This window comes from Blochmannia endosymbiont of Camponotus nipponensis (assembly GCF_009827135.1).
Lineage (GTDB): Bacteria > Pseudomonadota > Gammaproteobacteria > Enterobacterales > Enterobacteriaceae > Blochmanniella.
Genome location: NZ_CP046534.1, coordinates 149,726 through 166,118 on the forward strand (window position 1 = coordinate 149,726; position 16,393 = coordinate 166,118).

Here is a 16,393-nt window from a genome sequence, read left to right on the forward strand (position 1 = left end):
TATACTAAATAAATTTTTTATAAAATAAATATAATTCAAACATCATTATTGCATTATACAATATACACTTTAAATGTATATCACAAACTTCTATTATCATGCAACAATCCATGTTGATTTTCCTAAAAATTAACATATGTTTTATATCTAAAACGTAGATCTTAAATGGTTTAGTACAGGATCAATAGAAGGAAATAAATTATGCCATAATAGAAATGCATGAGCCGCTTGCCCTACTAACATCCCTAATCCATCTGCACAATAATTTGATCCATTTTTTTTACACCAAGATATAAATGATGTATCTTGCTTCTGGTAAAACAAATCATAACATTTGGTTACAGGAGTAATAAGAAATGATGGTATTTTGAGAATAGCGCTATACATACTACTAGTTGTTGCATTAATAATCAAACTATATTTACTAGTGTCATAATATAACTCACACAAAGGCATACATGATACATTTTTATATCCTATTTCCTGATAATAAGATGTCAAAACTTGAGCTTTAGAGAAGGTTCTATTCACTATGTTTATATGACATTTTTCTATAGTAGTTAATAATACAGGAACAATGCCCTTTGAAGCACCTCCAGCACCAATTAACAAAATATTTATTACCGTAGATTTATTTGTATCAGAAATATTATCATTATCTATCCAATTCAATCGTTTTAAATCACTAATAAATCCTATACCATCGGTATTATCTCCCAGTAAAACACCATTTTTTAATTTTTTTATCGTGTTAACGGAACGGGATTTTTCAGCTCGTTCAGTTAACTGATTACATAAAAAATATGCATTCTCTTTGAAAGGAGAAGTAATATTTGCTCCTAATCCACCTAATTTGAAAAAATCATATAATAAATAATGAAAATTATCTTGTGATACCAATTTCAAATCATACCCTTTTGAGATTCCAATTTCATTTGCAAATAATGCATAAATTTCCGCTGATTTACTATGTTTAATCGGATTTCCAAAAACAGCAAAAAAACTCATCTCTTTATCCCCTTAATAACAGAAATTATCCACGAATTAATTTACCAGTCATAACATCCCTAATCTCTGAAGGTTTAGATCTCCCAAGTACATCTTCATGCATAATAGATATATCATTTCCAAATTGTTTATATACTTCAGCAATGGTACGTGCAGGAGATCGTCCAGATAAATTTGCACTGGTAGACACCAAAGGCTTTCCAAAAGCCAAACAAAGACGTTGAATTGGCTCAAAATGACTAATTCGTACTGCTAAAGAAGAAAATTGACCTGTTAACCAATACGGACTATTAGTTTTAGCTGGAAATACCCATGTTACCGGTCCAGGCCAAGTAGAAAAAACTTGCGATTGTTGTTTTTTATCTAAACAGCTATCATCAATATATTTAAGTAATTGTGTATAATTAGCAGCAATTAAAATTAAACCCTTTTTCCACGATCTATTTTTTATTTTTAACAAAGCATATACTGCATGTTTACTATCAGGATCACACCCTAAACCAAATACTGATTCTGTTGGATAAACGATCACCTTACCCTGATATAATTGTAGAAGTAAATCTTTTATATTTAATGAAGGAAATATCTGTATCATAAAGTATTATCTAATTAATTGTCCGATATAACAGCATATAACATTTTTATCTAAACCGATATGTAAAGCATAAAAAAAATCTTTTAAAATTATTAATTAAATGACTTTTCAATATATATATATATGTATGTATAAAGTACACAATATTTTAAGTTTTAGTGTCAATTATTTTAATCATAAAGTACGATTGAATATCTTTTATTAAATGCTCTTGTAGTATGCTATACTAGCAATATTTATATATTTAGAATATAAACACGAATATTCATGTACTTATTTCATTAAGTAATAAATCACAAAACATTAGGAATGCTTAAAACATCATTTAATCTGTTTATAATAAAATTATACTAAACATTATCGGTATGCATCAAAAAACATTCATGCTAAATCTTAATAATATCCATACACTGTTAAATAATGTATAATTTTTTTTAAATAAATTTAATAATTTTTTATTTTATGTCTATATTAGAAATATTATATTATCCTGATAAACGTCTTAGAAAAATTGCAGATCCTGTTATTGTAGTATCTAATGATATTAAGCAGATTATAAGTAATATGTTTGATACTATGTACTTTAACAAAGGCATTGGCTTAGCTGCAACACAAGTCAATATTCATCAACAAATTATTGTTGTCGATCTTGGTGAACACAGAAAACAACGTTTAGTTTTTATTAACCCTACTATTATAAAAAAAGCAGGCACCACTAGTATCACTGAAAGTTGTTTATCTATTCCTCAAATACATGAAATTATTCCGCGTTCAGAAAAAATAACAATTCAATCATTAGATCAAAACGGTAATAAATTTGAGATGGAAGCAAATAATTTATTAGCAATTTGCATTCAACATGAAGTAGATCATCTGTTTGGTAAACTTTTTATCGATTATTTACCTCCATTAAAAATTAAAAAAATTCATAAAAAAATAAAAAAATCACTCAAATTGTTTAAAAAACATCAATGTCCTCTATGATAGATATATATTATGAAAAACTTAAAATCATTACGTATTGCTTTTTTTGGAACCTCAGATTTTGCAGCATGGCATTTATATGTGCTGATTCATCTATCCACGCACGATATAGTAGCAATTTTCACCCAAGAAACACAATCATCTAAATATAAAAATTCTTTATCCTTACATGAAATAGCTAAAAAATATAGTATATCATTGTTTCAATCCAGTATTTTATCCATTTCTGATATTGTTCGTATTATTGAAAAATTTGATGTAGATCTAATAGTAGTCGTATCTTACGGATTCATTTTACCGAAAGAAATATTAGATATACCACGACTAGGTTGCATTAATGTACATGGTTCATTACTACCTCGTTGGCGCGGTCCAGCACCAATTCAACGTGCCTTAGAATATGGTGATTTCATTACAGGAATCACCATCATCCAAATGGATGTAGGTATAGATACTGGAGATATTTTACACATGCTGCCTTGTAGAATTTTTCCAAAAGATACTACTTATACTCTTTCTAAAAGATTAGCAAATATTGGGTCTACTATGTTGTTAGAAGTACTAGATCAGTTTATATTAAATACATATACACTGATCCCTCAAGTTTCAACTTATAGTACATATGCATATAAATTAAATAAAAAAGAAGCACGTATCAATTGGAAATTACCAGCAATTCAACTAGAACGATGTATCCGCGCTTTTAATCCATGGCCAATTAGTTATTTTCAAATAAAACATTATCGTATTAGAGTATGGGAAGCCGAAGTAAGTAGTCAAAAAGCAACCAACTATTCATCATCACCAGTATTACCCGGTACTATATTAACAATTAATACACGTGGTATTTATGTTAGCACTGGTTCTGGAATATTAATACTTACTATGCTACAAATTTCAGGAAAAAAAAGAACGCTTACACGTGATTTCCTCAACGCACATAAAACATGGTTCATACCTAATTCCATATTAGAATAACCCGATCTAACACATTCATAATTATTTATCCATTTAAATTTCATTATTTATCTTAACCTTACTGTTGCTGCTTGTATGTTTTATTTTATTTTAGATCGTTCCACCAATTCTATATATGCCATTGGAGCGTTGTCCCCTTTACGTAATCCACATTTTAGTACACGAGTATACCCTCCAGGACGATTAAAAAAATGTGGACTAATTTGTGTAAATAATTTTGTAACAACATTATTATTCCTGATTTTAGAAAAAACTAAACGACGATTTGCAACAGTATCTACTTTACCATATGTGATCAACGGTTCAATTATACAACGCAATGCTTTAGCTTTAGATAAAGTAGTTTTTATAATTTGATGAGTTATTAAAGAAATAACCATATTTCTAAACATAGATTTACGATGAGCACTAGTTCGATTTAATTTAGAACCACTCTTGCGATGACGCATAATAAATTTACCTTTATTTTTTCATACTAAATTAATTGTAAAACATTAATTATCTAAAATATTTTTCGGGGGCCAATTTTCTAACCGTGTCCCTAAAAATAATCCACGAGATGCCAATACATCTTTTATCTCTGTCAAAGATTTTTTTCCCAAATTGGGAGTTTTTAATAACTCTACTTCTGTTCGTTGTACTAAATCCCCAATATAATGAATAGACTCCGCTTTAAGACAATTAGCGGAACGTACAGTAAGCTCTAAATCATCCACAAGACGTAATAAAATTGGATCAAATTCTGGCTTTTCTTCTTTATGTTCTGGTTGATGTATATCCCTTAAATCTACAAAAGCTTCTAATTGTTCAGATAAAATTGTTGCTGCACGCCTAATCGCTTCCTCCGGTTCTATGGTACCATCAGTTTCCATATCAATAATTAATTTGTCTAAATCGGTACGTTGTTCAACACGAGCAGCTTCCACATTATAAGAAATTCTTTCTACCGGACTATAACATGCATCCAATAATAATCGACCAATTGGCAAGGTATCTGATTCAGGATTAAACCTCGCAGAAGCTGGAACATAACCTCGGCCACGTTGTACCTTAATACGCATACTAATAGATGCATTTTTATCGGTTATATGGCATATCACATGATCTGGCGTAATAATTTTTACACTATTACTATCATACAAAATATCATTTGCAATTACAGGTCCAATACCAGATTTTTGCAAAGTTAAAATGACATAATCTTTTCCTTCAATCCTGATAGCTAATTTCTTTAGATTCAGCAAAACTTCTAAAATATCTTCTTGTATACCTTCTTTTGTACTATATTCATGTAATACTCCATCAATTTCAACCTCTGTTATAGCGTATCCAGGCATTGAAGAAAGTAATATACGACGTAAGGCATTTCCTAAAGTATGACCAAACCCTCGTTCCAAAGGCTCTAGAGTAACCTTAGTATGGGTTTCAGTAATCTGCTCAATACCCACTAAACGTGGCTTTAAAAATTCTATTACAGAATTCTGCATCATTGCCTCTCTTTTTATTATTTTACAACTTTCACTCACTTTGAATATAACTCAACAATCAAGTGTTCATCAATATTTGCAGACAATTCACTACGTTCTGGATAACGTTTAAATAAACCTTGTAGTTTCACAGGATCAACCGAAATCCATGCTATATCTTCTCTTTGTTGTTCAGCAAGTTCTAAGGCAGCACGAATCCTAGATTGCTGATATGATGCTTTATGTATCTTAATAACAGCGTTGGGACAAACCTGATATGAAGCTATGTTAACAACGCGGTTATCGACCATAATGGACTTATGACTCACTAATTGACGAGCTTCGGCACGTGTCGCTCCAAATCCCATACGATATACAATATTATCTAATCTACTTTCTAATAATTTCAACAAATTTTCACCAGTATTACCTTTAATACGTGAAGCCTTTTTATAATAATTAGAAAATTGACGTTCTAAAATACCATATATACGTCTAACTTTTTGTTTTTCTCGTAGCTGTATTCCATAATCTGAAAACCGGGATTTACGGATACTATGTTGACCCGGAAGTTGTTCAAGTTTACATTTAGAATCAATTGAACGAATTCCAGATTTTAAAAAAAGATCCGTACCTTCACGACGACTTAATTTAAGTTTAGGTCCTAAATATTTTGCCATACATTTTGTTTCCTTCAAAATAACCAATTAATATTCTTTAGACACGTCGTTTTTTAGCAGGACGACAACCATTATGAGGAATTGGAGTAACATCAGTAATACTAACAATATGAAATCCTGCTGTATTTAACGCTCGTACTGCAGATTCACGCCCCGGGCCTGGTCCTTTAACCATAACTTCTAAATTTTTTACTCCATATTCTTGAACTATTTCAGCGCAACGTTCAGCTGCTACCTGCGCGGCGAATGGTGTAGATTTACGAGACCCACGAAATCCAGAACCACCAGCTGTAGTCCATCCTAAAGTATTACCTTGTTTATCACTAATAGTAATAATAGTGTTGTTAAAAGATGCATGTATATGTGCTACACCATCTAAAATTTGTTTTTTAAGCCGCCTGCGTGCTCGAAGATTAGGTGATTTAATCATTTTATATTTGTAATTTCTTTTTTATTAATACTGTTATTTATTTATTTATTAATTTACGAGGACCTTTACGAGTTCTTGCATTTGTTCTAGTTCTTTGCCCTCGTACTGGCAAACTACGGCGATGACGTAATCCTCGATACGTACCAAGATCTATCAAACGTTTAATATTTAAAGTCACTTCACGACGTAAATCCCCTTCTACAATATATTTATCAACTGCATCACGTAATTTATCTATGTGTATGTCAGATAATTTAGAAAGCTGTATATGTTCATTTATCCCTATATTTAAACAAATTGAGCGAGCACGAGATTTCCCTATACCATAAATGGACATTAAAGCAATCACGGCATGTTTTCGATCAGAAATATTGACACCTGCAATACGTATCACTATTTTTATACTCCTAAAAATTAATAATTCTATACATTAAATAATTATCCTTGCCGTTGTTTGTGTTTTGGATCTATACGACAAACTACACGAACAACATTGTGTCTCTTCACAATTTCACAATAACGACATAATTTTTTTACTGATGCACGTACTTTCATAACTTTCCCTCTATATAAAATATAATCATCTTTAAACCAGTAATTAAAATATTTCAGATTTGCTTTTTTAGTACAGATTCATATTGACTAGACATCATTAAAGTTTGTACTTGAACCATAAAGTCCATAATCACCACAACTACAATAAGTAAAGATGTCCCCCCAAAATAAAAAGGAACTTTCATAGCTATTCTCATAAACTCTGGCACTAAACAAATAAATGTCACGTATATTGCACCAATAAAAGTCAAACGCAACATAATTTTGTTAATATATTTTGCAGTATGCTCTCCCGGCCTAATTCCAGGAACAAACGCTCCGGATTTTTTTAAATTTTCAGCTGTTTCTCTCGAATTAAAAACTAAAGATGTATAAAAAAAACAAAAAAATACAATAGCTGCTGCATAAAGTAATATATATAATGGTTGACCTGGTTGTAAATATAAAGCAATCGTAGTCAACCATTTCCAGCTGGTACTACTACCAAACCAAGAAACAACAGTACCTGGAAACAAAATTATACTAGAAGCAAAAATAGCTGGAATAACACCAGCCATATTTACTTTAAGTGGTAAATGTGTACTTTGAGCGGCATAAACACGACGACCTTTCTGACGTTGAGCATAATGCACTAAAATACGACGTTGAGCTCGCTCCATAAATACAACAAAAAAAGTAATACTAAATACCAAACAAATTACTAGAATCAATATAAAAAAATGTAATTCATCTTGTCTAACTTGTTCTATCGTATGTCCTATAGCGAACGGTAATCCAGCAACTATTCCTGAAAAAATAATCATTGAAATACCGTTTCCTATGCCTCTATTAGTGATTTGATCACCTAACCACATTAAAAAAACCGTACCACAAACAAGGCTAATAATTGCTATACAATAAAAAGAAAATCCTGGATTAATTACTAACCCCGACACATTAGGCAAACTAGTAACAATACCTACTGATTGTAAAATTCCCAATATTAAAGTCCCATAACGAATATACTGATTAATAATTCTTCTGCCACTTTCTCCTTCTTTTTTAATTTCTATTAAAGCAGGATGTACCGAGGTTAATAATTGTACAATAATCGAAGCTGAAATATATGGCATAATTCCTAAACTAAAAATAGAAGCACGACTTAAAGACCCCCCAGAAAACATGTTAAACATTTCAATAATAGTGCCTTGCTGCTGTTCAATAATTTTAGCCAAAACAATTAAATCTACCCCTGGGATTGGAATAAATGATCCTATACGAAAAATAATTAAAGCACCAATTACAAATACAATTCTACGTTTCAACTCGCTTAATCCTCCTTTTATGCTTTGAAAAGTAGATGCAGGACGTCTTTTATTAATAACTTTTATCATTTTGATATAATCACTCCTTTATTTGACCACCTACAGACTGAATTGCAGTACGCGCGCCTTTACTTACACGTAAGAAACTATCTATTATGACGGGAGATTGAATCTCTCCAGACATTATAATTTTAACAAACTTAATTTTATTATTAATAATATTATATGTTTTCAACACATTTATATCTATTATTTTATCTGAAATACACGATAAATCAGACAATCTAACCTCTTGAGTAACCATTGCTCTACGAGACACAAATCCAAATTTCGGCAACCTACGATATAAAGGAGTCTGTCCACCCTCAAATCCAAGACGCACTTTACCTCCAGAACGAGATTTTTGCCCTTTATGCCCACGACCCCCTGTTTTACCTAACCCAGATCCTATACCTCGACCTACTCGTTTTTTTAAACATTTAGATCCTTTGGACGGATAAATAGTATTAAGTTGCATAATTCACTACTCCACTTTGACTATGTAACTGGCCAAACCAGTCCTGACACAAATAACAGGTGATCAATTCTTGCTCTAATACTTCTAATATGAAACGCATATCCTAACTCAATCCATATAAAGTTTTCTTATTTTTTCTGGTAACACTCAAAAAAATTCCACCCTAAATAAATTTAATAATTTTTAACATAACTATAATGACCTAAAATTTCTCTAACAGATTTACCCCTTTTTTCTGCAATCATTTCGGGAGATTTCATAGTTCGTAACGCATTCATAGTTGCACGAACTATATTAATAGGATTTGTAGATCCATAAGCCTTTGCTAATACATTATGTATTCCAACAACTTCTAAAATAGCACGCATCGTAGTTCCAGCAATAATTCCAGTTCCTTCAGAAGCAGGTTGCATATAAATATGAGAACCCGTATATGCTCCCTTGACTGCATGCTGTAAAGTACCTTTATATAAGGAAATAATTATCATGCTGCGACGAGCTTTTTCCATTGACTTTTGAATTGCCGAAGGAACTTCACGAGCTTTACCATAACCAAATCCCACACGACCATTGGTATCTCCAACCACAGTTAATGCTGTAAAACTAAATACCCGACCGCCCTTAACCGTTTTGGACACTCGGTTGACTGTAATTAATTTTTCTTGCAACTCACCAGGCTGTTTATCGATATATCTCATATTATTACCTTACTACTTTTTTAAAAAATTAACCCAGTTTGCCTAGCACAATCAGCCAAGGTTTGCACTCTACCATGATATTTAAATCCAGAACGATCGAAAGATACATTTACAATACCCTTTTTTATTGCGCGTTCTGCAATAATTTTTCCTACTATAGCTGCAGCTTTTTTATTACTAGTAGCTTTTAACTGACTAGAAATAAATTTCTCCATCGTAGATGCTGTGACTAAAACATCAGAATTATCTTTTGAAATTATTTGCGCATAAATATGCTGACCAGTCCTATGTACTACCAATCTAATAGCACCTAATTTGTATAAATTTTTTCTTGTTTTCAAGGCTCTCCTAATACGAGCATCTTTTTTATTCATATTACATGTTCTCTATATTATTAATAACAATTATTTCTTCTTAGTGTTTTTAATATGCACTATTTCATCAATATAACGAATACCCTTGCCTTTAAAAGGTTCAGGAGGACGAAGCGCCCTTAAGTCTGCTGCAACTTGACCAATAAGTTGTTTATTCATTCCCTTTAAAACAATTTCAGTCTGACTTGGACAAGTTACTGTAATGTCCATAGGTAATATGTAATTAACAGAATGAGATAAACCTATAATTAGATTGATTACATTCTCTTGAATAAATACACGATAACCTATTCCTATTAATTGTAGTTTCTTAGTGAAACCTGTTGTAACACCAGTAATCATACCATTAATCAATGCACGTGTTGTTCCTATTAAAGCTTTATTTTTAACATCAAAATTATTAATACATATCAATAATGTTGATGTATCATAAAATTGTACATCAATCGATTCGTGCAATTTATAAGTTAGTGTACCAAGTGCACCCCTCACAGAAATACGATAGTCTTTTACTTTTATAGTTATTATGCTAGGAATAGAAATCATTGTTTTATATATATATGATTCAGCAATATTTTTAGTATTAAGACACATAGCATATAATCTCCCCACCAACATTAAGTTGCCGAGCTTTATTATCTGTGATTACACCTTTAGAAGTAGAAACTATAACAACACCCATACCAGACATAACCTGAGGTAATTCTTTCCTCTTTTTATAAATACGTAAACCAGGTCGACTAACACGCTTTATAATATCTATCACCGGCTTTCTTTTTTTATAATATTTCAAAAATACTTCTAAAGTAGGTTTAACACCATCTTTAATATTATATTTTTGTATAAATCCTTCTTCTACTAATACATTAACAATAGCTACTTTCATTGTAGAAGACGGAGTAAAAATTTTTTCTTTTTTAGAAATTTGCCCGTTACGTATAGTAGTTAACATTTCTGCAATTGAATCTTGCATACTCATTATAATCATCTCCAACAACACAATATTTATTGCAATTACCAACTAGCTTTTCTTAAACCAGGGATTTCACCACGCATAGCAGCTTCACGTACCTTCATGCGGCTCAAACCAAATTTTCTTAAAAAAGCATGAGGTCGTCCAGTATGACGACAACGATTACGTTGTCTGGATGGACTAGAATCACGGGGTAAAGTTTGTAACTTTAAAACAGCATTCCAACGTTCCTCGTTAGGAATATGTGAATTAATAATAATTTTTTTAAGAGAAACACGCTGCATATAATATTTATTGACTAATTTTAAACGCTTTTTTTCACGGGCCTTTACAGATTCCTTAGTCATAATTGAAGCTCCTCTATTTGAAGTAAAGCAAATTATTTTCTAAACGGGAAACGAACAGCAGTTAACAAAGCATGTGCTTCATTATCAGAAATAGCACTAGTGGTGATAGTAATATCCATGCCTCGCATATCATCAACGGTATCATAATCAATTTCTGGAAAGATAATTTGCTCTCGAATTCCAATACTATAATTGCCATGACCATCAAAAGACCGCATGGATAACCCACGGAAATCACGAATACGGGGCATAGCAATAAAAACAAATCTTTCAATAAATTCCCACATGCGCATACCTCGCAAAGTGACTTTACACCCGATCGGCTGACCTTGACGAATTTTAAAACTAGAAATAGACTTACGCGCTTTAGTGACAATTGGTTTTTGTCCTGAAATTACCATTAAATCTTCTATTGATTTTTCTAATAATTTTTTGTTAATAACAGATTTACCTACCCCCATATTAATAGTAATTTTTTTAATTTTGGGAACTTGCATAATAGATCGATACTGAAATTTCTGCATTAAATCCTGTATTACATTATTTTTATAGTAATCATATAAATTAGTCATATACTATTTCCGATCATTTTACTATATCCCCAGTAGACTTAAAAATACGAATCTTTTTACCATTTTTTATTTTAAATCCTACACGATCCGCTTTATTTAAAGCAGTATTAAATATTGCAATATTAGATAAATCAACAGATGCTTCTTTTTCAATAATGCCTCCTGGTTGATTTTTATTTGGGATGGGTTTTTGATGTTTTTTTACCAGATTTACTCCGGCTATTATAGCTTTTCCTTGATCGGGAAAAACACGTTTTACTTTTCCTTTTTTTCCTTTATCTTTTCCACTTAACACAATAACCTCATCATTACGTTTAATTTTAGCTGCTGCCATATATAATAATCTCCATTAAAGTACTTCAGGAGCTAAAGAAATAATCTTCATAAATTTTTCATTGCGTAATTCACGAGTTACCGGACCAAAAATACGAGTACCCACAGGTTGTATATTGATGTCATTCAACAATACACAAGCATTGCTATCAAACCTAATAATAGATCCATCTGAACGACGTACACCTTTTTTTGTACGTACTACAACAGCTTTTAACACATCACCTTTTTTTACTTTAGCCCGTGGTACTGCTTCTTTAATTGCAACTTTAATAACGTCTCCAATATTTGCATAACGACGACCAGATCCCCCTAACACCTTAATACACATTGCATATCGTGCGCCAGAATTATCAGCAACACTTAAAATAGTACGTTCCTGAATCACATAACACCCCATAATAACAATTAATTTAAATTTATAAAATAAATATATATATAATCACATATTATTAATGTGCAGATTATTATCAAATAATCATTAATTACATACGATTTTTTTATTATATATTTACAAATAATCCGATTTTTTGATAATAGAAATTAGTATCCAAGATTTGGTTTTAGAAATAGGACGACATTCTTTTACTGCCACGAAATCTCCAACATTAGCCTCTTCATTAGGATTGTGTACATGCAGTTTAGTGGTACATTTGATAAATTTTTTATATGTTGCATGTTTAATTAATCTTTCTATGGCAACAACAACAGATTTGTTCATTTTTTTACTAATTACACGACCTATTTTGATACGTTGCCTATCTTCCATGGAATACTCTCTATTTATATATTTTTATTATTAGATAAATAACTTTTAATAGACGCTATATCACGACGTACTTTTTTTAATAAATGCAACTGTTTTAACTGCCCTACTTTTGCTTGTATACGTAAATTAAAATGTTCACGTAATGCGTTTATTAGTGCTGATTGAATCGACGTAATGGTACCATTTGTTTTTTGTTCTAATGATTTTATTATGTTTCTCATGATCTTCCTATCGAAGTAGTTTTCACTGGTAATTTTGATGCACCTAATTTAAAAGCATTGTATGCTAACTCTCTTGATACTCCATTTATTTCATATAAAATCTTTCCTGGCTGTATTAATGCTACCCAATATTCTACATTCCCTTTTCCTTTACCCATACGTACCTCGAGAGGTTTCTTAGTAATAGGTTTGTCTGGAAATATACGAATCCAAATTTTTCCTTGACGCTTAATAGCACGACTTATAGCACGCCGTGCGGCTTCAATTTGACAAGATTTTAATCGCCCACGACCAACAGCCTTTAAAGCAAATTCACCAAAACTAATATTATCATTTACTTTGGTTCCTCGGTTGCGCCCTTTATGCATTTTACGAAATTTTGTACGCTTTGGTTGCAGCAACATCATACTATCCTTTATATGCGAGTTTTATATTTTTTTTAGTAAAATTATTACTGGATTGATCTGAAAATCCTGTAGTAAGTAATACATCTCCTAAAATTTCACCTTTAAATACCCATACTTTAATACCAATTACACCGTATGTAGTATGTGCTTCTGAACAACTATAATCAATGTCAGCACGTAAAGTATGCAATGGAACACGTCCTTCCCTATACCATTCAGTGCGAGCAATTTCGGCTCCACTTAATCTACCGCTTACTTCTACTTTAATACCTTTAGCACCTAAGCGCATAGCGCTTTGTACAACACGTTTCATTACTCTCCTAAACACTATCCTGCGTTCTAATTGAGATGCAATATTATCAGATAAAAGTTTAGCATCTAACTCTGGCTTACGAACCTCAGCAATATTTAATTGTGTTGGCACACCAGAAATTTTCGCTATGTTTTTACGTAATTTTTCAATATCTTCCCCTTTCTTTCCAATTATAAGACCAGGTCGAGCTGTATAAACAGTTACCCGCATGCTCTTAGCAGGGCGTTCAATAATTATACGAGATACTAAAGCTTTTGAAAGTTTTTGCATCAAAAACTGACGTACTTTAAAATCACCATCCAAATTATCAGAAAAATCTTTGTTATTTGCATACCAAGTAGAATGCCACGCCCTAATAATACCTAAACGCACACCGTTCGGATGTACCTTTTGCCCCATTTTCAATGCTCCGTCCGTTGAAATCTATTTTTTTTAATCAGATACTACTATAGTAAGATGACTAGTTCGTTTCATAATTTTGTCTGAACGTCCTTTAGCACGCGGCATAACTCTTTTAACACTAGGACCATTATCAACAAAAATTTTAATAATTTTCAAATTGTTAATATCTACACCATCGTTATGTTCCGCATTAGCAATAGCTGATTCTAAGGTCTTTTTTACCAATCCAGCGGTTTTTTTATTAGTATACTTTAAAATATCCAACGCCTGAGTTACTTTTGTTCCTCGTACTGTGTTAACCACTAAACGAAGTTTTTGAGCAGAAGAACGAATATAACGGGACCTTGCAACAGTTGCCATACCAGAATATCCCCTATAGTACATCTCACATTAATAATACAGTTATTTTTTAATAATATTTTTTATTTTTTTATCCACTGAATGTCCTCGATACGTACGAGTTGGAGCAAATTCACCCAGTTTATGCCCAACCATTTCATCTGAAATAAATATTGGCATATGTTGACGTCCATTATGCACTGAAATAGTTAACCCGATCATTCTTGGAAATATTGTAGATCGTCGTGACCAAGTTCTAATAGGTTTTTTATCACCCATTTTTATTGCTTTTTCTACTTTCTTTAAAAGATGTAGATCAATAAAAGGCCCTTTCTTAATAGAACGCGACATGAACTTTCTTCCTAAACCTTCAAATTTTATTTATTACAATGAGATAATATAAATCTATCAGTACGTTTATTGCTACGTGTTTTTTTTCCTTTGGTCTGCACTCCCCAAGGAGACACAGGATGCTTTCCAAAATTTTTACCTTCTCCACCTCCATGAGGGTGATCGATGGGATTCATAGCTGTTCCGCGTACAGTAGGGCGAGTCCCACGCCATCTGTTGGCTCCAGCTTTACCTAACATACGTAACATATGCTCAGAATTACCCACTTCACCTACAGTTGCTCGACACTCACAACGTATTTTACGTATTTCACCTGATCTAAGACGCAATACCACACATTCTTTATCACGAGCTACAATTTGTATATAAGACCCAGCAGAACGGGCTAATTGACCACCTTTTCCTAATTTCATTTCTACGTTATGTACAACAGATCCTATCGGAATATTACTCATAGGCAAAGCATTGCCTGGTTTTATTGGAACATCTATCCCAGAACTAATAACATCTCCTATTTTTATATCTTTTGGAGCCAAAATATAACGTCTCTCCCCATCTCTATACAACAGTAGCGCTATATTTGCTGAACGATTTGGATCGTATTCTAAACGTTTTATCGCAGCTGTAATCCCATCTTTATTACGCTTAAAATCAATTATTCGATAACGTTTTTTATGCCCTCCTCCGATATGCCGTACGGTAATACGACCATAATTATTACGTCCGCCTGATTTATTATTAATTTTATTGGATAACAATGAAGAAACAGGCCGTCCTTTATGTAAATCTCTATTAATTAGTTTTATTACATGCCGTCTACCCGGAGAAGTTGGATTACATTTAATAATAGACATTTTTTAATTTTCCACGTTCATCTACTCTATCGTATTAATAAAATCTATCTTTTGTCCTTTTTTTAAAACAACATATGCTTTTTTCCAATTACTACGGCGACCTATATTATTAACCGTACCTTTACGTTTTCCCATAACAACTACAACATTAATTTTATGCACTTTTACAGAAAATAACACATTGATAGCATTTTTAATATCCATTTTAGTTGAATACTTCGATACTTTAAAAACAAAAGTACTACATTGTTCCGACTGAATAGATGTTTTTTCAGAAGCATGTGTAGATCGCAATATTTTCAGTAAACGCTCTTGATAAATCATATTAACTGTGTCTCAATTTTTGATACAGCACTATCAGTAATTAACGTAATATCAAAATTTATTAAACTTACTGGATCTATACGTGTCGCTGCGCGTATTTCTACTTTATAAATATTGCGTGATGCTAAAATCAAATTTTTATCTAAAAAATCAGTAAAAATCAATATATTTTTTTTTGATGTTATTTTTTTAAGTCTTTCTAATAATAATTTAGTTTTTGGCTCCTCTAGAACTAAATTTCTCACTAAAAATAAACGATCATCAGACACTAATCTAGACAAAATACTTCTTATTGCTCCTCGATACATTTTTTTATTTATCTTTTGGTTATATAATTTAGGTTTAGCTGCAAATGTCACCCCGCCGGAACGCCAAATAGGACTTTTTACCGATCCAGAACGCGCGCGACCTGTACCTTTCTGACGCCAAGGTTTTTTATTAGAACCAGAAACTTCTGATCGACTCTTTTGAGATCGAGTACCTTGACGAGAATTAGTCAAGTAAGCAGAAACCACTTGGTGTATTAATGCCGGATTAAAAGGACATCCAAAAATTTTATCAGATACAGAAAATTTAGTTTCATGTGATATACTCATTTC

Annotated in this window: 29 protein-coding genes; 2 read left to right on the plus strand and 27 right to left on the minus strand. The window is 31.9% G+C overall.

Annotated features, from left to right (window positions below):
- Window positions 1-147 precede the first annotated feature (147 nt).
- Entirely contained in the window at window positions 148-1,008 is an 861-nt protein-coding gene (aroE, locus tag GN161_RS00605) for a shikimate dehydrogenase (protein ID WP_159714490.1), read from the minus strand.
- A 25-nt stretch (window positions 1,009-1,033) separates the two neighbouring features.
- On the minus strand, window positions 1,034-1,603 hold the full coding sequence (gene tsaC / locus GN161_RS00610; RefSeq protein WP_159714510.1) for an L-threonylcarbamoyladenylate synthase type 1 TsaC: 570 nt from the start codon (window positions 1,601-1,603) through the stop codon (window positions 1,034-1,036).
- Between the two features lie 462 nt (window positions 1,604-2,065).
- On the opposite strand from tsaC, the gene def reads away from it, so the two are divergent.
- Both def and fmt read left to right on the plus strand, forming a co-directional pair.
- A complete protein-coding gene (def, locus tag GN161_RS00615; RefSeq protein WP_159714513.1) occupies window positions 2,066-2,587 on the plus strand; it encodes a peptide deformylase in 522 nt (173 codons plus the stop codon).
- Between the two features lie 12 nt (window positions 2,588-2,599).
- The gene (fmt, locus tag GN161_RS00620) at window positions 2,600-3,565 is read left to right on the plus strand and encodes a methionyl-tRNA formyltransferase (protein ID WP_159714516.1); all 966 of its coding nucleotides are present in this window, start codon (window positions 2,600-2,602) and stop codon (window positions 3,563-3,565) included.
- A gap of 80 nt (window positions 3,566-3,645) precedes the next feature.
- Here the strand turns inward: fmt and rplQ are convergent, their stop codons facing one another.
- The 25 genes from rplQ to rplD form a co-directional block, all read right to left on the minus strand.
- Window positions 3,646-4,014, minus strand: a complete 369-nt coding sequence (rplQ, locus tag GN161_RS00625) for a 50S ribosomal protein L17 (protein WP_159714519.1) — start codon at window positions 4,012-4,014, stop codon at window positions 3,646-3,648.
- Window positions 4,015-4,059: 45 nt separating this feature from the next.
- Entirely contained in the window at window positions 4,060-5,052 is a 993-nt protein-coding gene (locus GN161_RS00630) for a DNA-directed RNA polymerase subunit alpha (protein WP_159715512.1), read from the minus strand.
- 35 nt (window positions 5,053-5,087) lie between these two features.
- Window positions 5,088-5,711, minus strand: coding sequence for a 30S ribosomal protein S4 (rpsD, locus tag GN161_RS00635; RefSeq protein WP_159714539.1), 624 nt, complete (start codon window positions 5,709-5,711; stop codon window positions 5,088-5,090).
- A gap of 37 nt (window positions 5,712-5,748) precedes the next feature.
- On the minus strand, window positions 5,749-6,141 hold the full coding sequence (gene rpsK, locus GN161_RS00640; RefSeq protein WP_159714542.1) for a 30S ribosomal protein S11: 393 nt from the start codon (window positions 6,139-6,141) through the stop codon (window positions 5,749-5,751).
- A 37-nt stretch (window positions 6,142-6,178) separates the two neighbouring features.
- Window positions 6,179-6,535, minus strand: coding sequence for a 30S ribosomal protein S13 (gene rpsM, locus GN161_RS00645; RefSeq protein ID WP_159714544.1), 357 nt, complete (start codon window positions 6,533-6,535; stop codon window positions 6,179-6,181).
- 44 nt (window positions 6,536-6,579) lie between these two features.
- On the minus strand, window positions 6,580-6,696 hold the full coding sequence (gene rpmJ / locus GN161_RS00650) for a 50S ribosomal protein L36 (protein ID WP_159714546.1): 117 nt from the start codon (window positions 6,694-6,696) through the stop codon (window positions 6,580-6,582).
- A 53-nt stretch (window positions 6,697-6,749) separates the two neighbouring features.
- Window positions 6,750-8,069 (minus strand): preprotein translocase subunit SecY, encoded by a 1,320-nt coding sequence (gene secY, locus GN161_RS00655; RefSeq protein WP_159714548.1) that lies wholly within the window; start codon window positions 8,067-8,069, stop codon window positions 6,750-6,752.
- 10 nt (window positions 8,070-8,079) lie between these two features.
- On the minus strand, window positions 8,080-8,517 hold the full coding sequence (rplO, locus tag GN161_RS00660; RefSeq protein WP_159714550.1) for a 50S ribosomal protein L15: 438 nt from the start codon (window positions 8,515-8,517) through the stop codon (window positions 8,080-8,082).
- Between the two features lie 173 nt (window positions 8,518-8,690).
- Complete coding sequence (gene rpsE, locus GN161_RS00665) at window positions 8,691-9,215, minus strand: 30S ribosomal protein S5 (RefSeq protein WP_159714552.1); 525 nt, start codon at window positions 9,213-9,215, stop codon at window positions 8,691-8,693.
- Window positions 9,216-9,235: 20 nt separating this feature from the next.
- On the minus strand, window positions 9,236-9,589 hold the full coding sequence (gene rplR, locus GN161_RS00670; RefSeq protein ID WP_159714554.1) for a 50S ribosomal protein L18: 354 nt from the start codon (window positions 9,587-9,589) through the stop codon (window positions 9,236-9,238).
- A gap of 30 nt (window positions 9,590-9,619) precedes the next feature.
- The gene (rplF, locus tag GN161_RS00675) at window positions 9,620-10,183 is read right to left on the minus strand and encodes a 50S ribosomal protein L6 (protein ID WP_159714556.1); all 564 of its coding nucleotides are present in this window, start codon (window positions 10,181-10,183) and stop codon (window positions 9,620-9,622) included.
- Window positions 10,173-10,568 (minus strand): 30S ribosomal protein S8, encoded by a 396-nt coding sequence (gene rpsH, locus GN161_RS00680; protein ID WP_159714558.1) that lies wholly within the window; start codon window positions 10,566-10,568, stop codon window positions 10,173-10,175. Before rpsH ends, rplF begins: the two co-directional genes overlap by 11 nt.
- Window positions 10,569-10,603: 35 nt before the next feature.
- Entirely contained in the window at window positions 10,604-10,909 is a 306-nt protein-coding gene (gene rpsN / locus GN161_RS00685; RefSeq protein WP_159714561.1) for a 30S ribosomal protein S14, read from the minus strand.
- Window positions 10,910-10,941: 32 nt separating this feature from the next.
- On the minus strand, window positions 10,942-11,481 hold the full coding sequence (rplE, locus tag GN161_RS00690; protein ID WP_159714564.1) for a 50S ribosomal protein L5: 540 nt from the start codon (window positions 11,479-11,481) through the stop codon (window positions 10,942-10,944).
- Between the two features lie 13 nt (window positions 11,482-11,494).
- Window positions 11,495-11,815, minus strand: coding sequence for a 50S ribosomal protein L24 (gene rplX, locus GN161_RS00695; RefSeq protein WP_159714567.1), 321 nt, complete (start codon window positions 11,813-11,815; stop codon window positions 11,495-11,497).
- Between the two features lie 15 nt (window positions 11,816-11,830).
- The gene (gene rplN, locus GN161_RS00700) at window positions 11,831-12,202 is read right to left on the minus strand and encodes a 50S ribosomal protein L14 (RefSeq protein WP_159714570.1); all 372 of its coding nucleotides are present in this window, start codon (window positions 12,200-12,202) and stop codon (window positions 11,831-11,833) included.
- Window positions 12,203-12,325: 123 nt separating this feature from the next.
- Entirely contained in the window at window positions 12,326-12,583 is a 258-nt protein-coding gene (gene rpsQ / locus GN161_RS00705) for a 30S ribosomal protein S17 (RefSeq protein ID WP_159714573.1), read from the minus strand.
- A gap of 14 nt (window positions 12,584-12,597) precedes the next feature.
- Window positions 12,598-12,804: a 50S ribosomal protein L29 gene (rpmC, locus tag GN161_RS00710; protein WP_159714576.1), complete on the minus strand. Its 207-nt coding sequence runs from the start codon at window positions 12,802-12,804 to the stop codon at window positions 12,598-12,600.
- Window positions 12,801-13,205, minus strand: a complete 405-nt coding sequence (rplP, locus tag GN161_RS00715; RefSeq protein WP_159715514.1) for a 50S ribosomal protein L16 — start codon at window positions 13,203-13,205, stop codon at window positions 12,801-12,803. The genes rpmC and rplP overlap by 4 nt, the downstream gene beginning before the upstream one ends.
- A gap of 7 nt (window positions 13,206-13,212) precedes the next feature.
- Window positions 13,213-13,923: a 30S ribosomal protein S3 gene (rpsC, locus tag GN161_RS00720; RefSeq protein WP_159714582.1), complete on the minus strand. Its 711-nt coding sequence runs from the start codon at window positions 13,921-13,923 to the stop codon at window positions 13,213-13,215.
- A gap of 33 nt (window positions 13,924-13,956) precedes the next feature.
- Window positions 13,957-14,286: a 50S ribosomal protein L22 gene (rplV, locus tag GN161_RS00725; protein WP_159714585.1), complete on the minus strand. Its 330-nt coding sequence runs from the start codon at window positions 14,284-14,286 to the stop codon at window positions 13,957-13,959.
- A 42-nt stretch (window positions 14,287-14,328) separates the two neighbouring features.
- Window positions 14,329-14,616, minus strand: a complete 288-nt coding sequence (gene rpsS / locus GN161_RS00730; RefSeq protein ID WP_159714588.1) for a 30S ribosomal protein S19 — start codon at window positions 14,614-14,616, stop codon at window positions 14,329-14,331.
- A 26-nt stretch (window positions 14,617-14,642) separates the two neighbouring features.
- Entirely contained in the window at window positions 14,643-15,470 is an 828-nt protein-coding gene (rplB, locus tag GN161_RS00735) for a 50S ribosomal protein L2 (protein ID WP_159714591.1), read from the minus strand.
- 21 nt (window positions 15,471-15,491) lie between these two features.
- Window positions 15,492-15,794, minus strand: a complete 303-nt coding sequence (gene rplW / locus GN161_RS00740) for a 50S ribosomal protein L23 (protein WP_159714594.1) — start codon at window positions 15,792-15,794, stop codon at window positions 15,492-15,494.
- On the minus strand, window positions 15,791-16,390 hold the full coding sequence (gene rplD / locus GN161_RS00745) for a 50S ribosomal protein L4 (RefSeq protein WP_236840125.1): 600 nt from the start codon (window positions 16,388-16,390) through the stop codon (window positions 15,791-15,793). The genes rplW and rplD overlap by 4 nt, the downstream gene beginning before the upstream one ends.
- Between the last annotated feature and the right edge of the window lie 3 nt (window positions 16,391-16,393).

What these genes read in the sequence shown, in the direction of transcription:
- aroE (WP_159714490.1), bottom strand. Translation starts at nt 1,008, where the DNA reads ATGAGTTTTTTTGCTGTTTTTGGAAATCCGATTAAACATAGTAAATCA.
- tsaC (WP_159714510.1), bottom strand. Translation starts at nt 1,603, where the DNA reads ATGATACAGATATTTCCTTCATTAAATATAAAAGATTTACTTCTACAA.
- def (WP_159714513.1), top strand. Translation starts at nt 2,066, where the DNA reads ATGTCTATATTAGAAATATTATATTATCCTGATAAACGTCTTAGAAAA.
- fmt (WP_159714516.1), top strand. Translation starts at nt 2,600, where the DNA reads ATGAAAAACTTAAAATCATTACGTATTGCTTTTTTTGGAACCTCAGAT.
- rplQ (WP_159714519.1), bottom strand. Translation starts at nt 4,014, where the DNA reads ATGCGTCATCGCAAGAGTGGTTCTAAATTAAATCGAACTAGTGCTCAT.
- GN161_RS00630 (WP_159715512.1), bottom strand. Translation starts at nt 5,052, where the DNA reads ATGCAGAATTCTGTAATAGAATTTTTAAAGCCACGTTTAGTGGGTATT.
- rpsD (WP_159714539.1), bottom strand. Translation starts at nt 5,711, where the DNA reads ATGGCAAAATATTTAGGACCTAAACTTAAATTAAGTCGTCGTGAAGGT.
- rpsK (WP_159714542.1), bottom strand. Translation starts at nt 6,141, where the DNA reads ATGATTAAATCACCTAATCTTCGAGCACGCAGGCGGCTTAAAAAACAA.
- rpmJ (WP_159714546.1), bottom strand. Translation starts at nt 6,696, where the DNA reads ATGAAAGTACGTGCATCAGTAAAAAAATTATGTCGTTATTGTGAAATT.
- secY (WP_159714548.1), bottom strand. Translation starts at nt 8,069, where the DNA reads ATGATAAAAGTTATTAATAAAAGACGTCCTGCATCTACTTTTCAAAGC.
- rplO (WP_159714550.1), bottom strand. Translation starts at nt 8,517, where the DNA reads ATGCAACTTAATACTATTTATCCGTCCAAAGGATCTAAATGTTTAAAA.
- rpsE (WP_159714552.1), bottom strand. Translation starts at nt 9,215, where the DNA reads ATGAGATATATCGATAAACAGCCTGGTGAGTTGCAAGAAAAATTAATT.
- rplR (WP_159714554.1), bottom strand. Translation starts at nt 9,589, where the DNA reads ATGAATAAAAAAGATGCTCGTATTAGGAGAGCCTTGAAAACAAGAAAA.
- rplF (WP_159714556.1), bottom strand. Translation starts at nt 10,183, where the DNA reads ATGTGTCTTAATACTAAAAATATTGCTGAATCATATATATATAAAACA.
- rpsH (WP_159714558.1), bottom strand. Translation starts at nt 10,568, where the DNA reads ATGAGTATGCAAGATTCAATTGCAGAAATGTTAACTACTATACGTAAC.
- rpsN (WP_159714561.1), bottom strand. Translation starts at nt 10,909, where the DNA reads ATGACTAAGGAATCTGTAAAGGCCCGTGAAAAAAAGCGTTTAAAATTA.
- rplE (WP_159714564.1), bottom strand. Translation starts at nt 11,481, where the DNA reads ATGACTAATTTATATGATTACTATAAAAATAATGTAATACAGGATTTA.
- rplX (WP_159714567.1), bottom strand. Translation starts at nt 11,815, where the DNA reads ATGGCAGCAGCTAAAATTAAACGTAATGATGAGGTTATTGTGTTAAGT.
- rpsQ (WP_159714573.1), bottom strand. Translation starts at nt 12,583, where the DNA reads ATGGAAGATAGGCAACGTATCAAAATAGGTCGTGTAATTAGTAAAAAA.
- rpmC (WP_159714576.1), bottom strand. Translation starts at nt 12,804, where the DNA reads ATGAGAAACATAATAAAATCATTAGAACAAAAAACAAATGGTACCATT.
- rpsC (WP_159714582.1), bottom strand. Translation starts at nt 13,923, where the DNA reads ATGGGGCAAAAGGTACATCCGAACGGTGTGCGTTTAGGTATTATTAGG.
- rplV (WP_159714585.1), bottom strand. Translation starts at nt 14,286, where the DNA reads ATGGCAACTGTTGCAAGGTCCCGTTATATTCGTTCTTCTGCTCAAAAA.
- rpsS (WP_159714588.1), bottom strand. Translation starts at nt 14,616, where the DNA reads ATGTCGCGTTCTATTAAGAAAGGGCCTTTTATTGATCTACATCTTTTA.
- rplB (WP_159714591.1), bottom strand. Translation starts at nt 15,470, where the DNA reads ATGTCTATTATTAAATGTAATCCAACTTCTCCGGGTAGACGGCATGTA.
- rplW (WP_159714594.1), bottom strand. Translation starts at nt 15,794, where the DNA reads ATGATTTATCAAGAGCGTTTACTGAAAATATTGCGATCTACACATGCT.
- rplD (WP_236840125.1), bottom strand. Translation starts at nt 16,390, where the DNA reads ATGAGTATATCACATGAAACTAAATTTTCTGTATCTGATAAAATTTTT.